Raw genomic sequence first — 15,190 nt, forward strand, 5'->3', positions numbered from 1 at the left:
GGCCCGGGGAGCCCCGCGGGCCCGGTGAGTTCGGCCGCGGCACCGCGCAGCAGCTGGGCGAGGATGGTGCCCGAGTTGCCGCGGGCGCCGAGCAGCGCGCCGTGGGCCAGGGCGCGTACGGCGTCCTCAGCGGTGGGCCCTGCGGCGGGTCCGCCGTCGCCGTCGCCGTGCGCCGCGAACACGGCCTCCACGGCCTGGACGGCGGACTCGGCCGTCAGGTACAGGTTGGTCCCGGTGTCACCGTCCGCGACGGGATAGACGTTGATCGCGTCGATTTCCTCGCGGTCCCTGCCGAGGGCGTCGAGCGCGCATGCGCACCAGGTCCGCACCGCTGCGGCGTCGAGGGTGTGCGGCACCTGCTGGTCCTCCTTGCGCGAGCCGCCCGCGGGACGGCCTGACGGGGATGCTCCACGCACAGTAGTCCGCGCGGCGGCGCCGCCTCCGCGCCGGTCGCGCGGGCCTGGCACCGGGGAGGGGCCGCCGCGTCAGCGGATGCGCCAGCCGTGGTCGACCGGGCCGATGCCGCCGCCCAGCGCGAAGCCGTGGCGCACCGCGCCGGTGACGTACTCCTTGGCGGCCCGTACGGCGGTGACGACGTCCTGTCCGCGGCCGAGCCCCGCGGCGATCGCGGAGGCGAGGGTGCAGCCGGTGCCGTGGGTGTGCCGGTTGTCGAGGCGCGGGGCGCGCAGCCAGTGCTCCTCGGTGCCGTCGGTGAGCAGGTCGACGGCGTCGCCGCGCAGGTGGCCGCCCTTGACGAGCGCCCAGCGCGGCCCGAGCGCGAGCACCGCGGCGGCGGCCCTGGGCAGGTCGTCCTCGTCCTCGACGGCGACGCCGGTGAGTGTGGCGACCTCGTCGAGGTTGGGGGTGGCGACGGTCGCGGTGGGCAGCAGCCCGGTCCGTACGGCGTCGAGCGCGGAGTCCGCGAGGAGCGCGTCCCCGTGCTTGGAGATGCCGACCGGGTCCACGACGACGGGGGCCGCGGTCGCGGCGAGGAGTCCGGCGACGGCGGTGACGATCGGCGCGGAGGAGAGCATGCCGGTCTTCACCGCCTGGACGCCGATGTCGTCGACGACGCTGCGGTACTGGGCGCGCACCGCCTCCACGGGCAGCTCCCACACGCCCTGCACGCCCAGGGAGTTCTGCGCGGTGACCGCGGTGACGACGGTCATGCCGTGCACGCCGAGGGCGAGCATGGTCTTCAGGTCGGCCTGGATGCCCGCGCCGCCGCCCGAGTCGGACCCGGCGACGGCCAGGACGCGGGGCGGCGCTGCGGGGTCCGGTGCGTGGGCGGCGCTGCGCCCGGGGTCGCTCATGGCGTACGACCCTCCTTTTCCCCGGTGTTGAAGTGGTCCCAGCCCCCCGTGCCGGTCCAGGGCGACCCGTCCACGGTGACCTGGGCGCGGGCGGAGTGCCCGCGCACCTCGCCGATCACCCGCCAGCGCGCGGGCAGCTTCGTCTCCGGCGGGAACGTCGCGACGATCGCGTGGTCCTCGCCGCCGGTGAGCACCCACTGGAGCGGATCGATGCCGACGGCCTGGCCGATGTCGTGCATCTGCGAGGGGATGTCGACGAGCCCCGAGCGCAGGTCGATGCGGACATCGCTGGCGCGGGCGATGTGCCCGAGGTCGGCGACGAGGCCGTCGCTGACGTCGGTCATGGCGGTGGCGCCGAGCCCGGCCGCCGCGGGCCCGGCGTGGTAGGGCGGTTCCGGCCTGCGGTGCGCCTCGACGAAGGCGCGCGGTGAGCGGAAGCCGCGGGAGAGCACCGCGAGTCCCGCGGCCGACCAGCCGAGCCAGCCGGTGTACGCGACGAGGTCGCCGGGGCGCGCGCCCGACCTGGTGACGGGGTCGTGGCCGCGCAGGTCGCCGAGCGCGGTGATGGCGACGGTGATGGAGTCGCCGCGCACGACGTCGCCGCCGACCACGGCAGCCCCCGCGACCTGGCACTCGTCGCGGATGCCGTCCATCAGCTCGGTGGGCCAGGCGACGGGGAGTTCGCCGGGCACGACGAGGCCGAGCAGCAGCGCCGTGGGCACCGCGCCCATGGCGGCGATGTCCGCGAGGTTCTGCGCGGCGGACTTGCGCCCCACGTCGTACGCCGTCGACCAGTCGCGGCGGAAGTGGCGGCCCTCGATCAGCAGGTCGGTGCTGGCCACGACCCTGCCGTCGGGCGCGGTCACGACCGCCGCGTCGTCGCCGGGGCCGAGCCGGACCGCCGGGGTGGTGGTGAGGCGGGAGGTGAGCTTGTCGATCAGCCCGAACTCCCCCAGCTCCCCCACGGTTCCCTTCACCGGGTCTCCTTTCCTTCGCTGCTGCCGTACGTGCTTTCCGTGGTGTCCGCGGGGGCGGGAGGGCGGGCCGCCGCGGCGCGCGGTCGCGGCCGGGCGGCGCGGTCGGTACGGTCGACAGGGCGGCCGGCGCGTGCGTCCGGGGGCCGGGAGGACCGGCGGGACGCGGCGCACGCCGGGTCTCCCCCCGGCGTGGGACGACGCGGTACCGTGGCGTCCCTTTTTCCCCGGGGTTCTCCCTGGGACATGATCCTCATGGCCGCCCTGGAGGTTCCGTGGTGCAGGCGTACATCCTGATTCAGACCGATGTGGGCAGAGCCCACGCCGTCGCCGAGACCGTGTCCGGCTTCGACGGCGTGCTCAAGGCCGAGGACGTCACGGGACCCTACGACGTGATCGTGCGCGCGCAGGCGGACACGGTCGACGACCTGGGCCGGATGGTGGTCGCCAGGATCCAGCGGGTGGAGGGCATCACCCGTACTCTGACCTGCCCGGTCGTGCATCTGTAGCCCCGTCTACGCTTGGCCGGTGACACCTTTCCGCCGAAGGCGCCCCGGGCGCAGGCTACCGGGCCCCCTCCTCGTCTCGTTGCCCGCCGTCGCCGTGCTGTGCGCGGCGGGCTGTTCCGGGTCCGGTCCGGCGCCGCGGGTGGCCGTGCCGCAGCCGCCGAAGGACCAGGTCGAGGTCTGCAGGGCGCTGCACCGGGAGCTTCCCGCGAAGGTCGGCGGGCAGGAGAGGAACGATCCGAGCCCGGCGTCCGACCTGACGGCCGGATGGGGTGCGGGGGACGCGTCGATCGTGCTGCGCTGCGGGATTCCCCGGCCGAAGGAGATGTCCGACCCGCGGTCGGAGGCCGTCGAAGCGGACGGGGTGAACTGGCTGGTGCAGCAGGAGCCGACGTCGGGCCAGACCTTCACGACGACGTACCGCGCCGCGTACGTACAGGTGTCGATGGGCGCGAGGTTCGCGCAGGACGGCACCCCGATCGCGCAGTTCGCGGCGGCGGTGAAGAAGACCGACCCGTCGACGGTGTAGGCGGCGGCACAGGCGGAAGGGGGTGCGTCCCGGCCGGGACGCACCCCCTTCCCGTTGTCGCGGAGTTCTCAGCGCAGCCCGGTCGAGCGGCGCAGCGCCGCCCTGATCAGCAGGTCCACCAGCTGCGCGTAGCCGACGCCGGTCTCCTGCCACATGCGGGGGAACATCGAGATGGGCGTGAAGCCCGGCATCGTGTTGATCTCGTTGATGACGAACTCGCCGTCCTCGGTGAGGAAGAAGTCCGCGCGCACAAGACCCTCGCAGGACGCCGCCTCGAACGCCTCCACGGCCAGCCGCCGGACCTCGGCGGTCTGCTCCTCGGTGAGCGGCGCGGGCACCACGCCGGAGGCGGCGTCGATGTACTTCGCCTCGAAGTCGTAGAAGTCGTGCGCGGTCACCGGCGGGATCTCGGCGGGCAGGCTGGCCCGCGGCCCGTCCTCGAACTCCAGCACGCCGCACTCGATCTCGCGGCCCCGCAGCAGCGCCTCCACGATCACCTTGGGGTCGTGGCGGCGCGCCTCGGCGAGCGCCTCGTCCAGGTCGTCGAACCCGTCGACCTTGCTGATGCCGACGGATGAGCCCCCGCGCGCGGGCTTCACGAACAGCGGCCAGCCGTGCTCGCCCGCGAAGTCCGCGATCCGGCGCCGCACCGCAGCGGGGTCCCGCTCCCCCTCGCGGGGCCTGATCACCAGGTACGGGCCGACGCGCAGCCCGAAGGAGGTGAACACCCGCTTCATGTACTCCTTGTCCTGGCCGACCGCGGAGGCGAGCACGCCCGCGCCGACGTACGGCACGCCCGCGAGCTCCAGCAGGCCCTGGAGCGTGCCGTCCTCGCCGTAGGGGCCGTGCAGCACGGGGAAGACGACGTCGACCTCGCCGAGCGCCTTGGGCACGGAGCCCGGCTCGCTGTAGAGGACCTCGCGGTTGCCGGGGGCGACGGGGAGCACCACGTCGCCCTCGGCGGACTCGGCGATCTGCTCGACGCTGGGCAGCGCCCGGTCGGCGATCGACATCCGCGAGGGGTCGTCGGCGGTCAGCGCCCAACGGCCGTCCGCGGTGATGCCGATGGGCAGGACGTCGTACGCCTCGCGGTCGATGGCCGCGAGCACCGCTCCCGCGGTGACGACGGAGATGCCGTGCTCGGAGCTGCGGCCCCCGAACACGACGGCGACGCGCGGCTTGCGGGGCGGCCGCTGGGGGCTCTGGGAGGGGTTCAGGCTGCTCATATCGCGATGAGGGTACCCGCACATCCCGCGAGGGCCCGCGGCCGAGGGCACCTTCGGCGCGCCCGCGCCCCGGACGGGCGCGCGGCGCTACTCAGAGCCGTTCCGACTTGGCGCTGCGTGACATCAGGTCCTTGAGCGCGACGAGCGGCGCCTTGCCGTTGTGGACGATGTCGACGATGGTCTCGGTGATCGGCATCTCGACACCGTGGCGGCGCGCGAGGTCGAGCACGGACTCGCAGGACTTGACGCCCTCCGCGGTCTGCCGGGTGACCGCGATGGTCTCCTGGAGGGACATGCCGCGGCCCAGGTTGATGCCGAAGGTGTGGTTGCGGGAGAGCCCCGACGAGCAGGTCGCGATGAGGTCGCCCATGCCCGCGAGCCCGGAGAAGGTCTGCGGGTCGGCGCCCATGGCGAGGCCGAGCCTGCTGGTCTCGGCGAGGCCGCGGGTCATCAGGGACGCCTTGGTGTTGTCGCCGAGCCGCATGCCGTCCGCGATGCCCACGGCGAGGCCGATGACGTTCTTGACGGCACCGCCGAGTTCGCAGCCGACGACGTCGGTGTTGGTGTACGGGCGGTAGTACGCGGTGTGGCAGGCGGCCTGGAGGCGCCGGGCCACGGACTCGTCCGCGCAGGCCACGACGGCGGCGGCCGGGGTGCGGGCGGCGATCTCCAGCGCGAGGTTGGGTCCCGTGACGACGGCGACGCGCTCGGCGGGCGCCTTGGCGACCTCCTCGATCACCTCGCTCATCCGCTTGGCCGTGCCCAGCTCGACGCCCTTCATCAGCGACACGAGGACGGTGTCCTGGGGCAGCGCGGGGGCCCAGGCCGTGAGGTTGGCGCGCAACGTCTGGGAGGGTACGCACAGGACCGTGAAGTCGGCGCCGCTCGCCGCCTCCGCGGGGTCGCAGGTGGCGCGGACGCCGGCGGGCAGCCCGACCCCCGGCAGGTACTCCGGGTTGGTGCCGGTGGTGTTGATGGTCTCGGCGATGTCCGCGCGGCGGGCGCAGAGCGTCACCTCACAGCCCGCGTCGGCGAGGATCATGGCGAATGCCGTACCCCACGAACCGGTTCCGAAGACGGCGACCCTGGTCACGTTGTTCCCTTGTCCTCTTCCGCTGCTGCCTCTGCCTGTGGCGCTGCCGCTGCTCCCGCGGCCGGCGGTGTGTCCCCGCGCCGCTCCCGTGCCCGCGCCTTGCGCGGATCGTACGGCACCTCGGGGGCGGGCTCGCCGCGCAGCTGGACGAGGAGTTCCGTGATGGCGGCCATGATCACCTCCGTGACCTCGCGCAGCAGGTCCTGCGTGACGGCCTGGCCGTAGTAGCGGCTGAGGTCGACAGGGTCGCCGACGAGGACGCGGTGGGTCTTGCGGGGGAAGAGGGAGGCCTTCTTCGAGTAGGGCGGGAGGACTTCGTTGGCGCCCCACTGGGCGATGGGGACCACCGGGCACTTGGTCTGGAGGGCGACGCGCGCCGCGCCCGTGCGAGCGGTCATCGGCCACTGCCCGGGGTCGCGGGTCAGGGTGCCCTCGGGGTAGAAGGCGACGCACTCGCCGCGCTCCACGGCGTCTATGGCCGCGCGGAAGGCGCCCCGCGCGTCGGAGGAGTCGCGGTAGACCGGGATCTGCCCGCTGCCGCGCATCACGGCCCCGACGAAGCCGTCCGTGAACAGGGAGCTCTTGGCGAGGAATCGCGGCACTCGCCCGGTGTTGTACTGGAAATGGCCGTAGGCAAAGGGATCGAGATGCGAATTGTGGTTCACCACGGTGATGAATCCGCCGTCCGCCGGAATGTTCTCCGCACCCCGCCAGTCCCGCTTGAACAGAAGGAGGAGCGGCGGCTTCGCCAGGACCGCGGCCAGGTGATACCAGAAGCCGACTTTTCGGCGGGACACGCGACACCTTCCTCAATGCCTGCCCGGCCCTTCGCCCGGCTGCTGGGGGTCAAGTGTCGCCCCGGGCCCCTGGTCTGTCGAGCACATGGCACAACGGGTCGCGGCCCGCGGGCCCGGCCCGGCAGGGGGCCGGGCGACAATGGGCGGACGGCCGTACGAGCACGGGAGCACGCCACGAGAACCGATCCGACGACCGGCTGGTCGCTGGTCGTCCCGCTGAAACCGCTGCGCCGCGCGAAGAGCAGGCTCGCCCCCGACGCGGACGCGTCGCAGCGCCCGCTGCTCGCGCTGGCGTTCGCCCAGGACACGGTGGCCGCGGCGCTGGCCGCGGAGGGTGTGCGGGATGTGGTGGTTGTCACGGACGACGCCGAGGCGGGTGCGGCGGTGGCCGCCCTCGGCGCGCTCGTCGTCCCCGACTCCCCCGGCGCGGGGCTCAACGCGGCGCTCGCGCACGGCGCCCGCGCGGTCGCGCTGCGCCGCCCCGGGGCCCCGCTCGCTGCGCTCAACGCGGACCTGCCCGCGCTCCGCCCCGCGGAACTCGCGCGAGTCCTGCGGCGGGCGGCGGCCTTTCCCCGGGCCTTTCTCCCGGACGCGGCGGGAATCGGCACGACCCTGCTCACCGCGGGCCCAGGCGCGGACCTGCGGCCCGCGTTCGGCGGGCACTCCAGGCTGCGCCACGCGGCGGGCGGTGCGGCGGAAATCCCGGTGGCGGGCGTCGATTCCGTACGGCAGGACGTGGACACGGCGGCGGACCTGCGGGCGGCCTCGGTGCTGGGGCTCGGCCCGCACACGGCCCGGGTGTACGCGGCGCTCGCACCGCTGCTGGCGCCGTAGCGCGCGGGGATGGGCGGGCGGGATCGTCCTGGCGCGGTTACGCTGCGGGCATGCAGGCCACCGCGTACACGTTCGTTCCCGAGACCCGCAGCGGCAGCGTGCTGCTCGACGACGGCACACCGGTCGAGTTCGACGCCGCCGCGTTCGACGCGGGCGGGCTGCGGCTGCTGCGTCCCGGGCAGCGGGTACGGATCGAGACGGAGTCCCCGGGGGACACGCCGGGCGCCGGGAGCGTGAAGCTCCCGCGGATCACCCTGGTGACGCTGCAGACCTTCTGACCTTCCGGGCGGGCCGAGTTCGCCGCCCGGCCGCGCACCGCGCCGGAACGCGCCGCGGGCCGGGTCTCCCCGAGGGGAGCCCGGCCCGGCGTGAGATGCGGCCCGTGCCGCCGGCCGCTGTCCGGTGCTTACTTGCTCCTGGCAGCGGCCTTCTTCGCGGTGGTGCGCGAGGCGGCCTTGCGGGCAGGGGCCTTCTTGGCGGGGGCGGTCTTCTTCGCGGTGCCCGTCGCCTTCTTGGCGGTCGTCTTCTTCGCGGCCGCGGTGGTCTTCTTCGCCGTGGACTTCTTGGCGGGCGTGGCCTTCTTCGCGGTGGTCTTCTTCGCCGCGGCGGTCTTCTTCGCCGTCGACTTCTTGGCGGTGGCCTTCTTGGCCGCGGCCTTGGCGGTCGTACGGGTGGAAGACCCGCCGGAGAGGCTGCCCTTGGGCGCCTTCTTCACGGCGACCTCGCCGCCCTTCGGGAGCTTCTTCGAGCCGCTCACCAGGTCCTTGAAGCCCTGTCCCGCGCGGAAGCGCGGCACCGAGGTCTTCTTGACCCGCACCCGCTCACCCGTCTGCGGGTTGCGGGCGTAGCGGGCGGGGCGGTCGACCTTCTCGAACGAGCCGAAGCCGGTGACCGACACGCGGTCGCCGCTCACGGTGGCGCGCACGATCGCGTCGAGGACCGCGTCCACGGCGTCCGCGGCCTGCTGCCGGCCGCCGAGCTTGTCCGCAATCGCTTCTACGAGCTGAGCCTTGTTCACGTCTTCCCCTTCGGAGACATTGCCAGAACGAATGTGTTCAAGCCTTTTCGCACGTTAGGCAGATATATACCGCAAATCAAACACGAAACGGGCTAATCACCCTAGTGCCGCAACGAAGTCGGCCCGGCGGACTTCCACCCGTCAGCCCTCTTCCGGAAAGCGACCCTCGTCAAGATCCGCCAGGAGGCGGTCGAGGCGCCGTGCCGCATCCGGGAGATCGTGCTTCGCCGCCGCGGTGATGACCAGCAGCTTCCGTGTGAGCGCCATGCGTACGCCCTCCGCGACTTGCAGTTCACGCACGCACGCGTGCGCTTCTTTCAGTTGTCCGGCGACCGACTCGTAGAGTGCGAGTTGGCTGTCGCGTTCCATGCACCGATTGTGCCATCTGGGGCGAGTTGTCGCCCCACGGGGGCTCAACATGCAACTGCACCCCCTGCCTGGAGGCAGGGGGTGCAGTAGGGGAAAACCGCTGATCAGAGGTGCTTCAGACGGCAATTGTGCGGGGCTTGAAGGCGGGTCGCGCGGCCTCGTAGGCGGCGATGTCGGACTCGTTCTGAAGGGTGAGGCTGATGTCGTCGAGACCGTTCAGCAGACGCCAGCGGCTGTTCTCGTCAAGGTCGAAATCAGCCGTGACGCGCTCGGTTCCGCCCGACGCGGCCCGCACCTGCCGCCGCTCCAGGTCGACCGTGACCTCGGTGGCCGGGTCGCCCTCCACGAGGGTCTGGAGGCTCTCCACGACGTCCTGCGACAGGACCACGGTCAGGAGGCCGTTCTTCAACGAGTTGCCGCGGAAGATGTCGGCGAAACGCGAGGAGATGACGGCCTTGAAGCCGTAGTTCTGCAAGGCCCAGGCGGCGTGCTCGCGGGACGAGCCGGTACCGAAGTCGGGGCCCGCGACCAGGACCGTGGCGCCCCGGTAGCGCTCCTGGTTGAGCACGAACTCCGGGTCCTTGCGCCACGCCTCGAACAGGCCGTCCTCGTAGCCGTCGCGGGTGACCTTCTTGAGCCAGTGGGCGGGGATGATCTGGTCCGTGTCGACGTTGCTGCGGCGCAGCGGGACGGCACGGCCGGTGTGGACGGTGAAGGCTTCCATGGTTATCGCGCTCCAGCGGGCGTGCGGTCGGCGTCGGACAGGTCGGCGGGTGAGGCCAGATGGCCCAGCACCGCCGTCGCGGCGGCCACCTGCGGGGAGACCAGGTGGGTGCGGCCGCCCTTGCCCTGCCTGCCCTCGAAGTTGCGGTTGGAGGTGGAAGCCGAGCGTTCGCCCGGCGCCAGTTGGTCGGGGTTCATGCCGAGGCACATCGAGCAACCCGCGTGCCGCCATTCGGCTCCCGACCCGGTGAACACCTTGTCGAGGCCCTCCTCGACGGCCTGGAGCGCCACCCGGACGGAGCCGGGGACGACCAGCATCCGTACGCCGTCGGCGACTTTGCGTCCTTCGAGGACGGCCGCGGCCGAGCGCAGGTCCTCGATACGGCCGTTGGTGCACGAACCTACGAAGACGGTGTCGACCCTGATGTCCCGCAGGGGCTGCCCCGCGGTCAACCCCATGTACTCCAGGGCCTTTTCGGCGGCGTGGCGCTCCGAGGCGTCGTCGTACGAGGCGGGGTCGGGGACCCGCTCGGACAGCGGCGCGCCCTGGCCGGGGTTGGTGCCCCAGGTGACGAAAGGAGCGAGCTCGGCGGCGTCGAGGAAGACCTCGGCGTCGAAGACCGCGTCGTCGTCGGTGCGCAGTGTGCGCCAGTACGCGACGGCCTTGTCCCACTCCTCGCCCTCGGGCGCGTGCGGGCGGCCCTTGAGGTAGGCGAAGGTGGTCTCGTCGGGGGCGATCATGCCCGCGCGGGCGCCGGCCTCGATGGACATGTTGCAGATGGTCATCCGGGACTCCATCGAGAGCTTCTCGATGGCGGAGCCGCGGTATTCGAGGATGTAGCCCTGGCCGCCGCCGGTGCCGATCCGCGCGATGACGGCGAGGATCAGGTCCTTGGCCGTGACGTCGGCGGGCAGTTCGCCCTCGACGGTGATGGCCATCGTCTTCGGGCGTGCCATGGGCAGCGTCTGGGTGGCCAGCACATGCTCGACCTGGCTGGTGCCGATGCCGAACGCGAGCGCGCCGAACGCCCCGTGCGTGGAGGTGTGGGAGTCGCCGCACACCACCGTGGTGCCGGGCTGGGTCAGGCCGAGCTGCGGGCCGACGACGTGGACGACGCCCTGCTCGACGTCGCCGAGCGGGTGCAGCCGCACGCCGAACTCGGCGCAGTTCTTGCGCAGGGTCTCCAACTGGGTGCGGGAGACCGGGTCCGCGATGGGCTTGTCGATGTCGAGGGTGGGGGTGTTGTGGTCCTCGGTGGCGATGGTGAGATCGAGGCGCCGGACCTTCCTGCCGCTGAGGCGGAGCCCGTCGAACGCCTGCGGACTGGTGACCTCGTGCAGCAGGTGCAGATCGATGAAGAGAAGGTCGGGCTCGCCCTCGGCGCGCCGGACGACATGGTCGTCCCAGACCTTCTCCGCGAGTGTCCTACCCATCGCTTTCCCTCCGGCCGGCGTCCTCGCCGGCACTCCTAGAGACATGTGGGCCGCGCCCGTCCCCCCGCTCCCCGGACTGCGGCTGCGGGCTCCCGGTCCGCGAGCCCCCGTCGTACAGGTTGGCAAGTTCCCCGCGAAAAGGAACTTGCGTTTCACAGAGTGAGACGCGAATATCGTTGCATGGACAATTCTAGTGGCGTGGGCGTTCTCGACAAGGCCGCTCTCGTACTGAGCGCCTTGGAGTCGGGCCCGGCCACGCTGGCCGGGCTTGTCGCGGCGACGGGGCTGGCGCGGCCGACGGCCCACCGGCTGGCCGTCGCCCTGGAACACCACCGGATGGTGGCACGGGACATGCAGGGCAGGTTCATCCTCGGCCCCCGGCTCGCAGAGCTCGCGGCGGCGGCGGGCGAGGACCGGCTGCTCGCCACGGCAGGCCCGGTCCTCACCCACCTGCGGGACGTGACGGGCGAGAGCGCGCAGCTCTACCGCAGGCAGGGCGACATGCGGATCTGCGTGGCGGCCGCCGAGCGCCTCTCGGGGCTGCGGGACACCGTGCCGGTGGGCTCGACGCTGACGATGAAGGCGGGTTCGTCCGCGCAGATCCTGATGGCGTGGGAGGAGCCCGAGCGGCTGCACCGCGGGCTCCAGGGCGCGCGCTTCACGGCGACGGCGCTCTCCGGCGTGCGGCGCAGGGGCTGGGCCCAGTCGATCGGCGAGCGCGAGCCGGGCGTCGCGTCGGTGTCGGCGCCGGTGCGCGGCCCGTCGAACCGGGTGGTCGCCGCGGTCTCCGTGTCGGGCCCGATCGAGCGGCTGAGCCGCCACCCCGGGCGGATGCACGCGCAGGCCGTGATCGACGCCGCGGGCCGGCTGACGGAGGCGCTGCGCAGGAACACATGACGCCGCGGCATCCACCGCCGTCGCCCAGGGCGCCGCGGACACGGGCGGCGGGAGCGCGGCCCGGGGCCCGCACGGACCGGGCCGGCGCGCGGACACGACGGACCGGGTGTGCGCACAGACGGCAGGGCCCCCTCCGCATGGGAGGGGGCCCTGCCGTTTTCTCGCGTACCCCCGACCGGATTCGAACCGGCGCTACCGCCTTGAGAGGGCGGCGTGCTAGGCCGCTACACAACGGGGGCCTGCTGTGGTGGAGCTGGGCTACCAGGACTCGAACCTAGACTAAATGAACCAGAATCACTCGTGCTGCCAATTACACCATAGCCCATGGTATAGACCAGTAGCCCCGACCGGATTCGAACCGGCGCTACCGCCTTGAGAGGGCGGCGTGCTAGGCCGCTACACAACGGGGCCCCAGCAGTCTTCCCGTGAGGAAGACACGTACCCCCGACCGGATTCGAACCGGCGCTACTGCCTTGAGAGGGCAGCGTGCTAGGCCGCTACACAACGGGGGCGTTGCAGAGAGATCTGCGCTGGGCTACCAGGACTCGAACCTAGACTAACTGAACCAGAATCAGTCGTGCTGCCAATTACACCATAGCCCACCAGAACACAACTCCTCGGCGGAGTCCTGCTCGGCTCGCGCCTCCTGGAAACCCTGTCCTTCCCGGTTCCCGCTTGGGCGGCGCAGGAAGAACATTACCCGATGCGGGACACCGCTCCAAAACGAGATCCCCCGCGCTGCGGGGCCCGTACCGGGCGGGCGCCGGCCGCCCGGAGCAGGCCGGACGGCGGGCGGGGCGGGGGCCGGTGGAGCGGGCTCCCGCCCCGCCCGCCGTCCGCGCGCTACGCGCCCGCGAGCTTCGCGAGGGCCGCGTCGACGCGGGCCAGGGTCCGCTCCCGGCCGAGCACCTCAAGCGACTCGAACAGCGGCAGGCCCACCGTGCGGCCGGTGACCGCCACCCGCAGCGGGGCCTGCGCCTTGCCGAGCTTGAGGCCGTGCTCCTCGCCCGCCGCGAGGACCGCGTCCTTGAGGGGCTCCGCACGCCACTCGGCGTCCGCGAGCCGGCCGCGGACCGTGGTCAGCAGCGCCGCGGGGTCGCCCTTCATCGCCTTGTTCCAGGACGCCTCGTCCCACACCGGCTCGTCGAGGAAGAGGAAGTCGACGTTGGCGGTGATGTCGGAGAGAACCGTGACCCGGGTCTGGGCGAGCGGCGCGAGCGCCTCGAACGCGGCCCGGTCGAACCGCTCGGGCGCCCAGGGCGCGTGCGGGGCGGTGAGCCAGGGCCCGCACGCCTCGGTGAACGCCTTCACGTCGAGCTGCCTGATGTGGTCGGCGTTGATCGCCTCGGCCTTCTTCAGGTCGAAGCGGGCCGGGTTGGCGTTGACCGCGCTGATCTCGAACGCCGCGACCATCTCGTCGAGCGAGAAGATGTCCTGGTCCGCGGAGAACGACCAGCCCAGCAGGGACAGGTAGTTGAGCAGCCCCTCGGGCAGGAAGCCGCGCTCGCGGTAGAGGTTGAGGGACGCCTGCGGGTCGCGCTTGGAGAGCTTCTTGTTGCCCTCGCCCATCACGTACGGCAGGTGGCCGAAGGCCGGGACGCCCTTGGCGACGCCGAGCTCCATCAGGGCCCGGTAGAGCGCGATCTGGCGCGGGGTGGAGGAGAGCAGGTCCTCGCCGCGCAGCACGTGCGTGATCTCCATCAGCGCGTCGTCCACCGGGTTGACCAGCGTGTACAGCGGGGCGCCGTTGGCGCGCACGATGCCGTAGTCAGGGACGTTCTCCGGGGAGAAGGTCAGTTCGCCGCGCACCAGGTCGGTGAAGGTGACCGGCTCGTCGGGCATCCGGAAGCGGACGATGGGCGCCCGGCCCTCGGCCTCGTACGCGGCGACCTGCTCGGCGCTCAGGTCGCGGCAGTGGCCGTCGTAGCCGGAGGGGCGGCCGGCCGCGCGCGCGGCCTCGCGGCGCCGGTCGAGTTCCTCGGTGGTGCAGTAGCAGCGGTACGCGTAGCCGCCCGAGAGGAGGCGCTCGGCGACGTCGCGGTAGACGTCCATGCGCTGCGACTGGCGGTAGGGGGCGTGCGGGCCGCCGATCTCCGGGCCCTCGTCCCAGTCGAGACCGAGCCAGCGCATGGCGTCGAGCAGCTGCCCGTAGGACTCCTCGGAGTCGCGGGCGGCGTCCGTGTCCTCGATGCGGAAGACCATGGTGCCGCCGTTGTGCCGCGCGAACGCCCAGTTGAACAGGGCGGTGCGGACCAGGCCCACGTGGGGGTTGCCGGTCGGCGAGGGACAGAAACGTACGCGGACGGAGCCGTTAGCCACGCTTGATCACCTTGTTGGTGAGAGTGCCGATGCCTTCGATGGTGACGGCGACCTCGTCGCCGACGGAGAGCGGGCCGACGCCCGCGGGGGTGCCGGTGAGGATCACGTCGCCCGGGACCAGGGTCATGGCCTCGCTGACGTGGACGACCAGGTCCTCCACGGTGCGGATCATGTCGCTGGTGCGGCCCAGCTGGCGCTGCTCGCCGTTGACCGTGCACTGCACGGTCAGGTCGGACGGGTCGAGCTCGGTCTCCACCCAGGGCCCGAGCGGGCAGGAGGTGTCGAAGCCCTTGGCCCTGGCCCACTGCTTCTCGGACTTCTGGAGGTCGCGGGCGGTGACGTCGTTGGCGCAGGTGTAGCCGTAGACGACGTCCTTGACGCGCTCGCGCGGCACCTCGCGGCAGAGCGTGCCGATGACGACGGCGAGCTCGGCCTCGTAGTGGACGTCGCTGGAGAAGTGCGGGTACACGATGGGGTCGCCGGACCCGACGACCGAGGTGCTGGGCTTGAAGAAGGTCAGCGCCGCCTCGGGGACCTCGTTGCCCAGCTCGGCCGCGTGCTCCGCGTAGTTGCGGCCGACGGCCACGACCTTGCTGGGGAGCACCGGCGGCAGGAGCCGTACCTCGCTCAGGCGCACCTTGGTGCCCGTGAGCTCGGCGCCGCCGTAGGGGACGCCCTTGATGATGTCGAGGAGCAGGCCGGCCGGGTCGCCGCCTCCCGCGTCCTCGACCGCGCCGAAGGCGACATTGCCGTCGATGGAGAACCTGGCGATGCGCACGGTTTGCTGTCGCCCCTCACTTCACTCGCGGTCCTGGTCGGAATGTCCAGAGAACTGGAGCATCAGGCTAGCGCGGCGCGGGAGGCCGGACGCGTACCGCCCGGGGTCCGGGGCAGGGGCGGGGAGGCACCGGTCCCGCGCGGCGGGGGCCGGACGCCGCGGCGCGGGGCCGTCCGGCGGCCCCCGCACCCGGGGCCGGAGATCCGGGCAGGAGACCCCGGCAAAGGCCGCGGGCTAAACATGCGATTTTCGCCAAACGAACGTCTCCCGACCTTTGTTGCTGTGATTTTGCTCACGAGACAACGGACATTCCGCGCAAAAATCCAGTCCCCAGGCCGTCATGAAAACGGTCATCTCGCATCAGACATCAGCATTCCGCT

17 protein-coding genes and 5 tRNA genes are annotated in these 15,190 nt (G+C 72.3%); 5 read left to right on the forward strand and 17 right to left on the reverse strand.

Annotated features, from left to right (window positions below; translation table 11 throughout):
• From ABEA77_RS23205 to ABEA77_RS23215, 3 genes are all read right to left on the reverse strand, one after another.
• On the reverse strand, nucleotides 1-356 hold a 356-nt coding region (locus tag ABEA77_RS23205; RefSeq protein ID WP_345650864.1), incomplete at its 3' end, for a DAK2 domain-containing protein.
• A 129-nt stretch (nucleotides 357-485) separates the two neighbouring features.
• Complete coding sequence (gene thiD, locus ABEA77_RS23210) at nucleotides 486-1,313, reverse strand: bifunctional hydroxymethylpyrimidine kinase/phosphomethylpyrimidine kinase (RefSeq protein ID WP_345650868.1); 828 nt, start codon at nucleotides 1,311-1,313, stop codon at nucleotides 486-488.
• Entirely contained in the window at nucleotides 1,310-2,290 is a 981-nt protein-coding gene (locus ABEA77_RS23215) for a thiamine-phosphate kinase (protein ID WP_345650871.1), read from the reverse strand. The genes thiD and ABEA77_RS23215 overlap by 4 nt, the downstream gene beginning before the upstream one ends.
• Nucleotides 2,291-2,562: 272 nt before the next feature.
• Here ABEA77_RS23215 and ABEA77_RS23220 point away from each other — a divergent pair, with 272 nt between their 5' ends.
• Nucleotides 2,563-2,796 carry an Lrp/AsnC family transcriptional regulator gene (locus tag ABEA77_RS23220; RefSeq protein WP_345650874.1) on the forward strand — a complete coding sequence of 78 codons (234 nt, stop codon included), beginning with the start codon at nucleotides 2,563-2,565 and terminating at the stop codon, nucleotides 2,794-2,796.
• Between the two features lie 19 nt (nucleotides 2,797-2,815).
• On the forward strand, nucleotides 2,816-3,322 hold the full coding sequence (locus ABEA77_RS23225; RefSeq protein ID WP_345650876.1) for a DUF3515 domain-containing protein: 507 nt from the start codon (nucleotides 2,816-2,818) through the stop codon (nucleotides 3,320-3,322).
• Between the two features lie 68 nt (nucleotides 3,323-3,390).
• Here ABEA77_RS23225 and ABEA77_RS23230 read toward each other — a convergent pair whose 3' ends face one another.
• From ABEA77_RS23230 to ABEA77_RS23240, 3 genes are all read right to left on the reverse strand, one after another.
• A complete protein-coding gene (locus ABEA77_RS23230) occupies nucleotides 3,391-4,548 on the reverse strand; it encodes a D-alanine--D-alanine ligase family protein (RefSeq protein ID WP_345650878.1) in 1,158 nt (385 codons plus the stop codon).
• Between the two features lie 91 nt (nucleotides 4,549-4,639).
• Nucleotides 4,640-5,590: an NAD(P)H-dependent glycerol-3-phosphate dehydrogenase gene (locus ABEA77_RS23235; RefSeq protein WP_425588370.1), complete on the reverse strand. Its 951-nt coding sequence runs from the start codon at nucleotides 5,588-5,590 to the stop codon at nucleotides 4,640-4,642.
• 47 nt (nucleotides 5,591-5,637) lie between these two features.
• A complete protein-coding gene (locus ABEA77_RS23240; RefSeq protein ID WP_345650882.1) occupies nucleotides 5,638-6,438 on the reverse strand; it encodes a lysophospholipid acyltransferase family protein in 801 nt (266 codons plus the stop codon).
• A gap of 204 nt (nucleotides 6,439-6,642) precedes the next feature.
• On the opposite strand from ABEA77_RS23240, the gene cofC reads away from it, so the two are divergent.
• Nucleotides 6,643-7,272: a 2-phospho-L-lactate guanylyltransferase gene (gene cofC, locus ABEA77_RS23245; RefSeq protein WP_345651024.1), complete on the forward strand. Its 630-nt coding sequence runs from the start codon at nucleotides 6,643-6,645 to the stop codon at nucleotides 7,270-7,272.
• 50 nt (nucleotides 7,273-7,322) lie between these two features.
• Entirely contained in the window at nucleotides 7,323-7,550 is a 228-nt protein-coding gene (locus ABEA77_RS23250) for a hypothetical protein (RefSeq protein ID WP_345650884.1), read from the forward strand.
• 128 nt (nucleotides 7,551-7,678) lie between these two features.
• On the opposite strand, the gene ABEA77_RS23255 is transcribed toward ABEA77_RS23250, so the two are convergent.
• The 4 genes from ABEA77_RS23255 to leuC form a co-directional block, all read right to left on the reverse strand.
• Nucleotides 7,679-8,290, reverse strand: a complete 612-nt coding sequence (locus tag ABEA77_RS23255) for an HU family DNA-binding protein (RefSeq protein ID WP_345650887.1) — start codon at nucleotides 8,288-8,290, stop codon at nucleotides 7,679-7,681.
• A gap of 141 nt (nucleotides 8,291-8,431) precedes the next feature.
• Nucleotides 8,432-8,659: an SCO5555 family protein gene (locus ABEA77_RS23260; protein WP_345650889.1), complete on the reverse strand. Its 228-nt coding sequence runs from the start codon at nucleotides 8,657-8,659 to the stop codon at nucleotides 8,432-8,434.
• A gap of 115 nt (nucleotides 8,660-8,774) precedes the next feature.
• A complete protein-coding gene (leuD, locus tag ABEA77_RS23265) occupies nucleotides 8,775-9,383 on the reverse strand; it encodes a 3-isopropylmalate dehydratase small subunit (protein ID WP_345650892.1) in 609 nt (202 codons plus the stop codon).
• Between the two features lie 2 nt (nucleotides 9,384-9,385).
• Nucleotides 9,386-10,816, reverse strand: a complete 1,431-nt coding sequence (gene leuC / locus ABEA77_RS23270) for a 3-isopropylmalate dehydratase large subunit (protein ID WP_345650895.1) — start codon at nucleotides 10,814-10,816, stop codon at nucleotides 9,386-9,388.
• 180 nt (nucleotides 10,817-10,996) lie between these two features.
• On the opposite strand from leuC, the gene ndgR reads away from it, so the two are divergent.
• Complete coding sequence (gene ndgR, locus ABEA77_RS23275; RefSeq protein ID WP_345650897.1) at nucleotides 10,997-11,713, forward strand: IclR family transcriptional regulator NdgR; 717 nt, start codon at nucleotides 10,997-10,999, stop codon at nucleotides 11,711-11,713.
• Between the two features lie 166 nt (nucleotides 11,714-11,879).
• Here the strand turns inward: ndgR and ABEA77_RS23280 are convergent.
• From ABEA77_RS23280 to ABEA77_RS23310, 7 genes are all read right to left on the reverse strand, one after another.
• Nucleotides 11,880-11,952 (reverse strand) — tRNA-Glu (locus tag ABEA77_RS23280).
• Between the two features lie 14 nt (nucleotides 11,953-11,966).
• Nucleotides 11,967-12,038 (reverse strand) — tRNA-Gln (locus tag ABEA77_RS23285).
• Nucleotides 12,039-12,051: 13 nt separating this feature from the next.
• Nucleotides 12,052-12,124: transfer RNA gene (locus ABEA77_RS23290), tRNA-Glu, on the reverse strand.
• 28 nt (nucleotides 12,125-12,152) lie between these two features.
• A tRNA-Glu gene (locus ABEA77_RS23295) sits at nucleotides 12,153-12,225 on the reverse strand.
• Between the two features lie 18 nt (nucleotides 12,226-12,243).
• A tRNA-Gln gene (locus tag ABEA77_RS23300) sits at nucleotides 12,244-12,315 on the reverse strand.
• Between the two features lie 241 nt (nucleotides 12,316-12,556).
• A complete protein-coding gene (gene gltX, locus ABEA77_RS23305) occupies nucleotides 12,557-14,032 on the reverse strand; it encodes a glutamate--tRNA ligase (protein WP_345650899.1) in 1,476 nt (491 codons plus the stop codon).
• Entirely contained in the window at nucleotides 14,025-14,810 is a 786-nt protein-coding gene (locus ABEA77_RS23310) for a fumarylacetoacetate hydrolase family protein (RefSeq protein WP_345650901.1), read from the reverse strand. The genes gltX and ABEA77_RS23310 overlap by 8 nt, the downstream gene beginning before the upstream one ends.
• Nucleotides 14,811-15,190 lie beyond the last annotated feature (380 nt).

This window comes from Streptomyces tremellae (genome assembly GCF_039540215.1).
Taxonomy (GTDB): Bacteria; Actinomycetota; Actinomycetes; order Streptomycetales; family Streptomycetaceae; genus Streptomyces; species Streptomyces tremellae.

Bases quoted from the DNA above. Each gene is read 5' to 3' on its own strand.
- leuD (WP_345650892.1), bottom strand. From the start codon at position 9,383: ATGGAAGCCTTCACCGTCCACACCGGCCGTGCCGTCCCGCTGCGCCGC.
- ABEA77_RS23230 (WP_345650878.1), bottom strand. From the start codon at position 4,548: ATGAGCAGCCTGAACCCCTCCCAGAGCCCCCAGCGGCCGCCCCGCAAG.
- leuC (WP_345650895.1), bottom strand. From the start codon at position 10,816: ATGGGTAGGACACTCGCGGAGAAGGTCTGGGACGACCATGTCGTCCGG.
- ndgR (WP_345650897.1), top strand. From the start codon at position 10,997: ATGGACAATTCTAGTGGCGTGGGCGTTCTCGACAAGGCCGCTCTCGTA.
- ABEA77_RS23260 (WP_345650889.1), bottom strand. From the start codon at position 8,659: ATGGAACGCGACAGCCAACTCGCACTCTACGAGTCGGTCGCCGGACAA.
- ABEA77_RS23250 (WP_345650884.1), top strand. From the start codon at position 7,323: ATGCAGGCCACCGCGTACACGTTCGTTCCCGAGACCCGCAGCGGCAGC.
- ABEA77_RS23235 (WP_425588370.1), bottom strand. From the start codon at position 5,590: ATGATCCTCGCCGACGCGGGCTGTGAGGTGACGCTCTGCGCCCGCCGC.
- thiD (WP_345650868.1), bottom strand. From the start codon at position 1,313: ATGAGCGACCCCGGGCGCAGCGCCGCCCACGCACCGGACCCCGCAGCG.